General features: G+C 44.0%; 11 protein-coding genes. 4 read left to right on the plus strand and 7 right to left on the minus strand.

Annotated features, from left to right (window positions below):
• The 5 genes from Q0236_RS01200 to Q0236_RS01220 form a co-directional block, all read right to left on the minus strand.
• Positions 1–332, minus strand: a 332-nt coding sequence (locus Q0236_RS01200) for an RlpA-like double-psi beta-barrel domain-containing protein (protein WP_297914057.1), incomplete at its 3' end; no start/stop codon positions are given.
• A 13-nt stretch (positions 333–345) separates the two neighbouring features.
• Positions 346–1,344, minus strand: coding sequence for a lytic transglycosylase domain-containing protein (locus Q0236_RS01205; RefSeq protein ID WP_297882548.1), 999 nt, complete (start codon positions 1,342–1,344; stop codon positions 346–348).
• A complete protein-coding gene (locus Q0236_RS01210; protein ID WP_297914059.1) occupies positions 1,341–2,138 on the minus strand; it encodes a TatD family hydrolase in 798 nt (265 codons plus the stop codon). Before Q0236_RS01210 ends, Q0236_RS01205 begins: the two co-directional genes overlap by 4 nt.
• A 125-nt stretch (positions 2,139–2,263) precedes the next feature.
• On the minus strand, positions 2,264–3,787 hold the full coding sequence (locus Q0236_RS01215; RefSeq protein WP_297914076.1) for an AAA family ATPase: 1,524 nt from the start codon (positions 3,785–3,787) through the stop codon (positions 2,264–2,266).
• Positions 3,781–4,662 (minus strand): NAD(+) kinase, encoded by an 882-nt coding sequence (locus tag Q0236_RS01220; RefSeq protein WP_297914062.1) that lies wholly within the window; start codon positions 4,660–4,662, stop codon positions 3,781–3,783. The genes Q0236_RS01215 and Q0236_RS01220 overlap by 7 nt, the downstream gene beginning before the upstream one ends.
• Before the next feature lie 96 nt (positions 4,663–4,758).
• Here Q0236_RS01220 and aspS point away from each other — a divergent pair, with 96 nt between their 5' ends.
• From aspS to ppa, 4 genes are all read left to right on the plus strand, one after another.
• Positions 4,759–6,513 (plus strand): aspartate--tRNA ligase, encoded by a 1,755-nt coding sequence (gene aspS / locus Q0236_RS01225; RefSeq protein ID WP_297914065.1) that lies wholly within the window; start codon positions 4,759–4,761, stop codon positions 6,511–6,513.
• Positions 6,510–7,091: an adenylate kinase gene (locus Q0236_RS01230; protein WP_297882540.1), complete on the plus strand. Its 582-nt coding sequence runs from the start codon at positions 6,510–6,512 to the stop codon at positions 7,089–7,091. Before aspS ends, Q0236_RS01230 begins: the two co-directional genes overlap by 4 nt.
• A 271-nt stretch (positions 7,092–7,362) precedes the next feature.
• A complete protein-coding gene (locus Q0236_RS01235) occupies positions 7,363–7,719 on the plus strand; it encodes a NirD/YgiW/YdeI family stress tolerance protein (protein ID WP_297914068.1) in 357 nt (118 codons plus the stop codon).
• A gap of 9 nt (positions 7,720–7,728) precedes the next feature.
• The gene (gene ppa / locus Q0236_RS01240; RefSeq protein WP_005871687.1) at positions 7,729–8,247 is read left to right on the plus strand and encodes an inorganic diphosphatase; all 519 of its coding nucleotides are present in this window, start codon (positions 7,729–7,731) and stop codon (positions 8,245–8,247) included.
• Positions 8,248–8,812: 565 nt separating this feature from the next.
• Here ppa and Q0236_RS01245 read toward each other — a convergent pair.
• Complete coding sequence (locus Q0236_RS01245; protein ID WP_297914071.1) at positions 8,813–10,774, minus strand: TonB-dependent receptor; 1,962 nt, start codon at positions 10,772–10,774, stop codon at positions 8,813–8,815.
• Between the two features lie 61 nt (positions 10,775–10,835).
• Positions 10,836–11,407: PTS transporter subunit EIIC (locus tag Q0236_RS01250; protein ID WP_297914073.1), on the minus strand; the 572-nt coding region annotated here is incomplete at its 5' end.

An 11,407-nucleotide genomic window follows, 5' to 3' on the forward strand; every position in this document is an offset into this window, starting at 1 on the left:
TTCGTGACCTTTACCATAGTATTCATTGGATAGGTTTTGTGCGCGGCGGTCATGCCGTTCATATCGTAAATTTCGCCGTTTGAGGTGTATTTGCCATGAAAATTCGGCCCATACCAGCTGGCGATGCCGATTTGAGTGTCACCGACGCTTACTTGCTCTGGATAGTAGGTTTTGCCGTTGATTTTATAAGGGCGCATGGTGGCGGGAGAGTTTTTGCCGATCTTGCCCGCACCGCCAGCAGACGATCTAGACGACGGTGCGGTGCGAAACGAGCAACCGGCAAGAATCAGCGCAAAAAGCGCACTAAAAAGAGCGATTTTCTGGTACGACACCTACGATCCGATCTTATTTGTTGAATTTTATATTATTTAGCGCTATTTCGTTTTTGTCTTTGAGGCTAAGCTCGTTCGCCAAACCTGCTAACACGCGTCCTGGCTTGCGCTGTTTCAGACGTGGTTCATACGCTTGAAATGCGCCTTGATTTACGACAAATTCTGCATATTTGCTTTGTGGGATATAAAAGAAGTACTTGCCGTTAAGCGGCGAAATTCCGTTTTTAATATGCGCGTTGTAATCCTGCATCTGCGATGGCGAAATTCCGATCTGTTTTGCAACCGCGCTTAGCTTTGTGCCCGGAGCTACTGCGATACGCTTTAGCCCCCATGGCTCGCTTTCAAAAAGCAGAATTTTACGCATATTTTCATTTTGAGCGATGTAAGCGTATTTAATAATACGCTTGATAAAATTCTTAGTCTCATTAGGAAGTGCGGGGCTTTTTAGCAAGCGATCCAGATCATCGCTGCCAGTAGCTGCAATCGCATTTTTAAGCTTTTGATCGCCACAATTATACGCCATTAGCGCTAAATACCACTTGCCAAAATTTTGCTTCAGATGCAAAATATACGAAAACGCAGCATCCGTAGAGGCTGCGGGATCGCGACGCTCATCTACGGCGCTATCTACTCTAAGACCGAAATTTTTCGCAGTTGCCGGCATCAGCTGCCACATACCACCTGCGCTAGCGCCCGAAGTTACGGTGTTTTTAAGATGAGATTCTACCATTGCCAAATACAATAAGAATTCCGGAGCTTCGATGTTATCGACCTCGGATTTGACTAAGTAGGCATTGTGCGACTGCGAAGTCACGATATGCTTAAACTGCTTGCGATCGCTTGCATTGATCGCACGGAATATGCCCGCAACTACGTTTTTGCTCGATTCGTTATTTTCGATGCCGAATTGATTTAAAATATAGTCGTGATTTGCGCGCATCAGACCGGGCTGGCTCGCAAACGCTTCGCCCACTAAAAGTAGGGCTAGCAGTATAAATTTTATGGCTTTCATATCTCTCCTTTGATTTTATCGCCAAAAAGCCTACAGGCGTTTTGAGTCGTTATTGCTTCAACCTCTTCTACGCTTAGGCTTAAAATTTCCGCGACTTTTTCTACCACGAGTCTCGTAAATGCAGGCTCGTTGCGCTCGCCGCGATGCGGATGCGGAGTTAGATACGGTGCATCCGTCTCGATTAAAAGGCGCTCTTGCGGAATTTGCGGTAAGATCTCAGCTAAGTTTTTTGCATTTTTGAATGTCAAAACTCCGCCGATACCGAAGTAAAATCCGTATTCGCTAAGACCTAGCAAAAGCTTGCTGGCATTGAAGCAGTGCAAAACACCGCCGCATAAATCGCCGGCGCGATCTTTTAGAATTCCAAAGCTATCTTCGTTTGCTTCTCGGATATGGACTATAAGTGGTTTTTGAAGTTGTGTTGCTAGATCGATTTGTGAGATGAAGGCGTCTTTTTGGCGGGAGATTTCTAAGGCTTTGGTTTCCTTCTTCTCTTGCTGCTTAAGTCTGAAATAATCAAGACCGCATTCGCCAACGCCCACGCATTTGGGATCGTCAGCATACCGCTTCAGCACCTCCATATCGAAAGAATCTATCTCGTATGGATGCACCCCTACGGCAAAATACACATTATCCCGTGCATGCGAAATTTTACATGCCTTATCTAGGTCTGCTACATCGGCACCGGGAATGATGATGCTGCGCACGCCTGCAATCGTGGCGCGCTCAATCACCGCGTCCAAATCAGCATCGAAACTAGCATCGTCTAAATGGCAATGTGTATCTATAATCATAAAACTCACTTGATAAAATTTTTCGAAGCGGATTTTACGTCGTTTTGCAAAATCACACTTAAATTTAAATTAAACGCGGTATTGTAGCGAAAAATTTCAGATTTAAACTTAAGCTTAAAATTCCTTCAGCTTTGCCTTAGTTTTTTAGCGAATTCCAGGGCTTCTGCAGTAATAGTCTCGCCGCTTATCATACGAGCTAGCTCTGTTATTTTCTCATTTTCGCTTAATAATCTCACGCTAGATTTGCCGTTCGTTTTACTTACTAAAAAGTGTGACGCAGCCTTGGAGCTAAGCTGCGGCTGGTGCGAGATCGCAAAAATTTGATAAAATTTTGAAATTTTTACCAGCACGTTTGCGATACTCATCGCCTCTTTTCCGCTTAAATTTGAATCAATCTCGTCTAAGATCAAAATTCCCTCGCCGTTATTTGTAAGCTCCAAGCTTGCCGCGATGAAAGCAAGGCGTAGGCGGTTCGTTTCGCCTGAGCTTAAATTTTTAAATTCCGTCTTGCACAAGCTGACGCAAATTTCGTCTGTGCCGCACTCACTAAGAACCGCGGGCTTAAAACTAAGCTCCACTCCGTCCATATAAAGCTGCTTTAGATAGGAATTTATCAGATCCTCGAGCCGTTTTTTAGCGCCCTTGCGAGCCTCGCTAATTTTTTCGGCAAGGGTAGCGGTGCTTTCGCTAAGGCGTTTAAATTCCGTTTGTAGCTTGGTTTTTTCAAAGCTTAACTGCTCGTAATGCTCAAGCTCTTTCTTGCGCGCTTCAAGCGTAGCTAAAGCCTCTTCTATGCTTCCGTAGCGCCTATTTAGCGCACTAAGAGCTTCGATGCGATCTAAAATTTTCTCTATGTCGATATTTTCGAGCTCGTCTAAATTCAAGCTTTCTCGCTTTAGCCGCAGCTCGTTCATCGCATCCTCGAAAAACGCGCTATCCAGCCCGCTAAGACTTAGCGCTTCGATGACGCTGCGCTCCAGCTCAAAAACGCCCTGCGCCCTAGCCCAAAGCTCCTCGATCTTATCTTTTTTACTAAGCTTTTTTTTGATCTGCAAAAGCTCCTCGTATTCGCCGATTTTAGGCGATACGCGCTCGATCTTTTCAATCTCGAAGCGAGCGAATTCCTTCAGCTCCTCGATCTTGCGCTCCTGCTCATTTATCAGCGCGAGCTGTTTTTGCACGGCGATAAATTGCTCGAAAGCCTCTTTAAATTTAGCCAAATTTTGCCCGTGCGCGGCGCTTTTTTTGCAGGCGCATGCATCGAGCAGCGCGAGTAAATTTGCGCTATTTATTTCGCCGCTGTCTTTGGAGCCTAAAAATTTTACATAGCCGCCGACGATTAAATTTAGATTTTTTTTCGAGACCGATTGAGAGTTGATGAAATAGCGCACGGAGCGGTCTTTTACGAGCCTGAAGTTATTCGGCGTCTCGTTTTGCAGGCCAAACTCGTCCATCCCAAATTCACTGTTCACGTCGGCCTCGATAAGCCCTGCGTCGCTGTCTTTTAGAGCAAATACCGCCAAAATTGCGTTCATCAGCACCGATTTGCCCGCGCCGCTGCTGCCCGTAAATACATTCAGCCCCGCGCCGAAGCGCAGATCAACTTCGCCGAAGCTTAGATTATTTTTGATATAGACCCGCTCTAGCATCCGCCGTGTCCCCATCTGAGTTTGGCTTTTAAAACGTCGAAATAATCGTAGCTTTTGTGCTTTATTAAATTTGCCTTGGCGTGTGAAATTTTAACGCTTACGCTGTGAAATTCCGCCATATCAAAAACGTCTTGTCCGTCGATAACGACACTAACTTCGGAGCTTCCGGCGTTTTTGAAGCTTGCAAGATATTCTTTTGGAAGGATCAAAGGCCGCTGCGTCAAGCTATGCGAGCAGATCGGCGTGACGCAAAACACGTCGCACAGCGGATAGACGATCGGGCCGTTGGCGCTCATATTATACGCGGTCGAGCCCACGGCGGAGCTTACGATCACGCCGTCGCCGTAGTAGGTGTTGAAATATTTTCTATTTAAAAACGCGTCGATCTTCGCCATCGAGGAGATGTGGCTGCGGGTGATTACGACGTCGTTAAATGCGGTCTTGCGGACGATTTTACCGCCGCCGTTTTCCAGTATCACTTCAAGCAAAAACGGGCGCTCGATCTCGTATTCGCCGCGCAAAAATTCCTTTAAAAATTTTGCGAATTCGCTCGGCTGCACGTCCGTTAAAAAGCCCAAAGTACCTGCGTTGATACCCAAAATAAAGGCGTTCTTATCGCTTAGCAGCCTCGCAAGCCCGATGAGCGTGCCGTCGCCGCCGAGGCTGATTAAAAAATTGGTCTTTTTTAAAATTTCGGCGAGCATATGTGGCTTGAAGCCTAAAAATTCGGCGCTATCTTGCTGCATCAAAGGCTCGATGCCTTGCGCTTTTAAAATTTCACAAATTTGCTCCGCGACAGGGCGAATCTCATCCGATTTTTTGGCTATCAGCCCTGCAAATTTTAAATTTTCGTGGATTTTGTTTTTGCTTTCCATTTTTCTACTTTCGGGCGCTATTTTATAAAAAATTAGCTTTGTAAAAGCAAAATTTAACTATACTTGCGTTTTACAAATAATTTTAAAGGAGTAAATTTGCGAAGTCATTATTGCGCCGATTTGAGTAAAAACGATATCGGCAAAAGTGTAACCGTGTGCGGCTGGGTAAATTCTTACCGCGATCACGGCGGCGTTATTTTTATAGATTTGCGCGACCGAAGCGGCCTGCTTCAGCTCGTGTGCGATCCCAAAGATAGCAGCTCGGCATATGAGGTAGCAAATACCGTGCGAAACGAATTTGTCCTAAAAGCCGTCGGCAAGATCCGCGCTCGCGGCGAAGGGCTGGAAAATCCAAATTTAAAAACCGGCGACATCGAAGTCGTAGTAGAAAGCTTAGAGATCGAAAATCCAAGCAAGCCGCTTCCTTTCGTAATCGGCGATAAAAGCGTCAACGAAGAAACGAAGCTGAAATACCGCTTTTTGGATCTGCGCGCCGACGGAAGCTTCGATAAATTTAAGATGCGTTCCAAGGCTGCGATCGCCGCACGAAACGCGCTCGATAGGCTCGGCTTTGTAGAGGTCGAAACGCCGATCTTAACGCGCGCGACGCCTGAGGGCGCTAGGGATTATCTGGTGCCTAGCCGCGTCTATCCGGGCAGCTTCTACGCGCTTCCGCAAAGTCCGCAGCTTTTCAAGCAGCTTTTGATGTGCTCGGGCTTTGATAAATACTTCCAGATCGCGCGCTGCTTCCGCGACGAAGACCTGCGCGCCGACCGCCAGCCGGAATTTACGCAGATCGATATCGAGATGAGCTTCAATACCCAGTACGACGTAATGCGCGTAGCCGAGGAGGTTTTAAAGGATATTTTCAAATCCTGCGGCCGCGAGATCGTCACACCTTTTAGACATATGGAGTATAAAGACGCGATGGAGCTTTACGGCAGCGACAAACCCGATCTGCGCTACGATATGCCTTTCATCGACGTAGCCGATATTTTTGAAAAATCGAGCAACGAAATTTTTTCAAATTTAGCCAAGGATCGCAAGGCAAACCGCGTAAAGGCGCTAAAAGTCGAGGGCGGCGATCTGAAATTTAGCAAGCGCCAGATGCAAGGCTTTGAGGAATACGTGAAAAAATTCGGCGCACAGGGCCTAGCATTCATTCAAGTAAAAGAGGACGGTCTAAAGGGGCCGCTGGTAAAATTCTTTGAAAAAAGTGAGCTGGACGAGCTCATCAAGCGCTGCGAGCTAAAGGTCGGCGACGTCGTATTTTTCGGCGCGGGCAAAAAGAAAATCGTGCTTGATTATATGGGCAGATTTAGAATTTTCCTCGCAAACGAGCTTGGTCTCATAGATCCGAACAGGCTTGAGTTTTTGTGGGTCGTAAATTTCCCTATGTTTGAGCAAAACGACGACGGCAGCTACTCCGCGATGCACCATCCTTTCACTATGCCGAACAATCCCGATGAGCCCGATTTGGAGGATATTACCTCGATTGCCTACGACGTCGTGCTAAACGGCATCGAGCTTGGCGGCGGCAGTATCAGGATCCACAAAGCGGACATTCAAGAAAAGGTCTTTAGGCTGCTTAAGATCGAGCCTGCGGAGCAGAGGGAGAAATTCGGCTTCCTGCTCGATGCGCTAAGCTTCGGCGCGCCTCCGCACGGAGGTATCGCGATCGGCTTTGATAGGCTGATGATGCTGGTTACCGGCTCAAGCAGTATCCGCGAGGTTATCGCGTTTCCTAAAACGCAGCGCGCGCAGTGTCCGCTCACCAAAGCTCCTAGCGTCGTTACAGACGAGCAGCTTCGCGAGCTAGGTCTTAGGCTTCATAAGAAGGAGCAAAAATGAAAAGTCTTTTTCTAATCATCGGCGCTCCGGGCAGCGGCAAAACGACCGATGCGAGCATGATCGCTCAGATGAATCAAAGCATCGAGCACTACTCCACGGGCGATCTACTGCGCGCCGAGGTAGCAAGCGGTAGCGCTCTAGGCAGACAGATAGATGGCTTCATCTCTAAAGGCAATCTCGTGCCGCTTGATATCGTCGTAAATGCTATCGTTAGCGCGATTAAAAGCTCGCCTAAAGACTTCATCATCATCGACGGCTATCCAAGAAGCGTCGAGCAGATGAGCAAACTAGACGAGGTGCTGCGAGGCGACGATGATGTAAATCTTAGCGCGGTAATCGAGGTATGCGTTAGCGAGGAGGTCGCCAAGGAGCGTGTTTTAGGACGCGCTCGCGGAGCAGACGATAACGAGGAGGTCTTTAAAAACCGCATGGCGGTATTTTCAGAGCCGATCGAGGATATCCGTAAATTTTACGGCGACGCGGGCGTATTTTACAGCGTAAACGGCGAGCGCACGGTCGAGGAGATCGTAGCGGACATAAACGCTATAATCGCCGCGCAGATCGAAAAATTAGGCTAGCGCGCTTGGATGGCGGCTTAAATTTTAAGCGCCTTTGGCTTCTTTTTCATACCGCAAGCGGTGCAGATCGCACTTAAATTTAACGCGCCTTTAGCACGAGCGCGCTTTGAAATTTATAGCTTGCCGTTGCGCGAGATAATTAAAATTTAAGCGTAAATTTAAGCAGCCCGCTATGTAAATTTAAATGCGATCGTCAAATGCAAGCAGCTCTTAAATTGATGAAATTTCAGATCTGCTTGCGGACGCAGAGATTAAAATTTTAAGGATAGATATGGTTAGAAAATTTTTACTTAGCATGGCTTTATGTGCGGCTGCATTCGCCGCGGGCGGGTTCGCCCCAAGCGGCGCGACGGCACAAACTCAACCGTCAAGCGTCAAAGAAGCGCTTAAATTAAGAGATGATTCTTTTGTCACGATCGACGGCAGGATAAAATCTCAACTCAGACACGAGCATTATAGATTTGTGGATCAAAACGGCGATAGCATCGAGGTCGAGATCGACGATGACGTTTGGCGCGGCGTGAGCGTGGATGAAAATACGCTCGTGCGAATTAGCGGCGAGATCGACAAAGATTTTACCAAAACGACGATAGACGTGAAAAATATCAAAATTTTAAATTCTAAATAAAGGAAAACTATGGATCTTTCAAAGATAAAAGTGGGCTCAAACCCCGATAAAATCAACGCAGTAATCGAGATCCCTTACGGCTCGAATATCAAATACGAGATCGACAAAGCAAGCGGTGCGCTTTGCGTCGATCGCGTGCTATACGGCGCGATGTTTTATCCCGCAAACTACGGCTTCGTGCCCAATACCTTGGCTGACGACGGCGATCCTGCGGATGTTTTGGTGCTAAACGAATACCCGCTTGCCGCAGGCAGCGTGATCCCGTGCCGCCTAATCGGCGTTTTGATGATGGAGGACGAAAGCGGAATGGACGAGAAGCTGCTTGCCGTGCCGGTTAGCAAGATCGATCCGCGATATGAGGGCATTAAAGGGGTCTCCGATCTGCCTAAAGCGACGCTGGATAAGATCAAAAATTTCTTCGAAACCTACAAGCTTTTAGAGCCGAATAAATGGGTCAAAGTAAAGGATTTTGCAAGCGCCGCGGAAGCCGAGAAAATCCTAGATAAAGCGATTAAGGCTTATAAATAATCCTTTCTTGCGTATACGGCGCTAAAATTTAATCAAAATTTGACCGACCCGCTCGGTCAAATTTATCGTTAAATTTTAATTCTACAAATTTTCAAAATCTTATAATATTTTAAATTCCGCGCAAATTTTACCTGAAGCCTGCGCTTGGTTTTTATCACTCGTTTTTCGGCGGCTAAGTAGTCTGGATTATTTAAATAAAATTTTTTAAAACTACATTGCGCAAAATGGCGCGACGGGGATCGGAGCCCTATACGTTAACAACGGAGAAATTCCGCGAGCTAAAGGCTTCATATAGACCGCAGTTAAAATTAAAAATTCGCTATCTTGATTTTGAAAGAGATCGCGGGCGTCATTGCAAAATTACGAAGCTGATGTCATTACAGACAGGAGCCTTTGGTCTGCCACGCTACGTAAAATTTGAAATTTACACGCTACATAAAATTCGGAAATCTAAATGATGCCAAATGATTTACTATCGCCATCTTTTTAAATTTAGTAATAAATCTATAAATTTTGATTCCAAAGGCTTTTGTTTTAATAAGACGTCAAACACTTGATTAAATTTTTAAAACTGAAACTCCCATGTGAGTTTATAGTTCCTACCCGGCGAGTAAAAGCGGTTGATGCCAAGCCCTGTTTCTTGATCTATCAGATTGCTAGTTCCAAAAGGCCTTATTGACCTGGCGCTTTCCCAAGTGATATATTTGCGATCGGTTATATTATATGCGCCTGCACGAAGAGTTAGATATTTGATCGGCTTTACATATGTTACGAAGTCTATCGTGGTATATCCGCCGCTTCTCCATTCCACTTCGCTATTGCTTACAGGTTTGCCGTTTACGATTTTGCCGCTTCGCGCTTGCTCATACCAATACATATTATAGGTGTCGTCTCCTTTTTTTGCAGCTACCGCAGTTACAAATAGATCTGCGCCGAATTTATCGCCTGGGCTTTGGTAGCTTACACTATAAACCGCCGTTCTAGGCTGGATCGCATTCATCGGAGTATCTATTTTGCCATTACCTATGTCCATTCTACCCTTTTGGATACTTAGCTTATATCCAATGCTAAAACCCTGCAATGGCTGCCAAATTTGATCCAAAGCCAGTCTCGAATCTATCTCTATTCCTCTTACTCTTGCTTTTGGACGATTTACGTTTTGATACACAGAGGCAGGCATTGTACTTCCACCGTTTCCATAAGGAAGCTGGAATTCCCCCTTATATTGTAAATCTATAAAATTCCTATAATCCGTTTGGAATAAATTCAATGTAACGAAGCTTGGAGAATTATGAAGCGTAAACGCCACTTCTTTGGTTTTTGCGGTTTCCTTTTTCAGATCCAAATTTGGATATATCGAAAAATCCGGATGCTGGAAAGTGAAGTAAATTTCGTCCGAAGTAGGCGCCCTAAATCCGTTTGCATATTTAAGCTGAAGCCTGAAAAAATCAAGTGGATCGATGCTTGTAGATAAAGAATATGAATTTGCCGAATATTTTCTCTTCTGAGAAGCTAAATATACGGCGTTGGCTTCTGCATTTGCATTCTTATGCGCCTTTATCTCATCACTAGACGGCGTACCGGGAAGTGGAGTATAAGGAACAAACATTCCGATAAATAGATCAGTTGGAATTTTTGGCGTAACGCCTGGGGTATATGATGGATTGTGTTTAACCTTATCATACCTATAATTAAGATCAAAGGCTAAAACATCGTTTATACGAAAGTCATCTCCCACATAAAGCGCTCCGGTTTTGGTCTCAACCGGAATAAGGAAGCTAAAAGGATCATCTTCGTGACCGCAAAGATTACCGAATTCGTCCGTTCCATTATATGGTAAACATTTATTAGGATAATATGTTCCGCTATAATATTTTGGATCTGTGTTGCTTCTACCGAAAAAATATTTTGCCCACCATTGCTTATTTCCCTCGAATGGATAATAACCAGCCTTATTTATCATTTTTTTATCACTTTTGCTATAAAGACCACCGTAGTTTAAAGTATGTTCAGTACTTTTTATATTAAAATCTTTGGTTAGATCGAGATTAAATTGCTTTGTGTCAGTTATTAGATCCCTATCTTTCCAATTGTTTTCTATATAGCCAGGTTCAGATGGTAGATATAAACCTTGAGAACTAGTAGCTGGTTGAAAAGTAGCGAATTTTCCTTTGCCATCAGGCATATCTATGGGGGTTAATTGGAAAGTTTTATATGTGTATGTATCTGGATCAAAAAGAGTTAATCCTTTAGAACAATCATATTCATTACAATTCACAAGCGTCTCTGTAAGAGTACCGTATGGACTATTTCTTGGACGCAAATAATAAGTTGTAAATTTTTCTATTTCATTCCCTCTACTATCGGCAATATAATCTTCAGTAAAAAATCTTTTTATCTCTTTTTCAATTTCTGAATTATTTGTCTTCAGTTCTTTCTGAGTTAAGTTATTTCCTGTAACTTTATAATTTGCTCCAAAAATTTGTAGTGACATTACAGTTAAAAATAATATTACAATTTTTTTCATTCTAATTTTTCCTTTCTGTTATATATTAAATTTTAAAAGATAGCTTTTATATATTATTGTACTAACCTTTTTTATTTAATTTCGTTTTTGAAAATACAAAAGTTAAAATAAATGCTAATCCAAAAGCTGCAATTGATGCAATCCAAAATGCAATTACTCCTTCTTTTATTGATAAAAATGCCAATGCAAGACCTCCAACTCCTATTCCGGCAGCCATAACATCAAATGCTACAGATATTAATGCTCCTACTGCTGAACCAACTAATGCCGCATAAAATGGATACATAAATTTTAAGTTAGCACCAAACATCGCAGGTTCTGTTATTCCAAAGCAGGCAGATACTGTTGCCGATAATGAAACTGATTCCTGCTTTTTATCTTTCTTATAAAGAAAATATGTTGCAAATACTGCACCCGACTGTGCTATATTAGATAAAGCAATTAATGGCCATATAAATGTTCCGCCTCCTGTAGCAGATAATTGTAAATCCACTGCTATAAATGTATGATGCAGACCAGTTATTACCAATGGGGCATAAGTTGTTCCAAATATTAAAGCTCCTAAATATTTTAATCCAGGTGTTTTAAATAAAAATTGGAAAGCTCCAGTCAAATATTCTCCTAAAGTTCTTG

The sequence above is a fragment of the uncultured Campylobacter sp. genome, assembly GCF_938031315.1.
GTDB lineage: Bacteria > Campylobacterota > Campylobacteria > Campylobacterales > Campylobacteraceae > Campylobacter_B.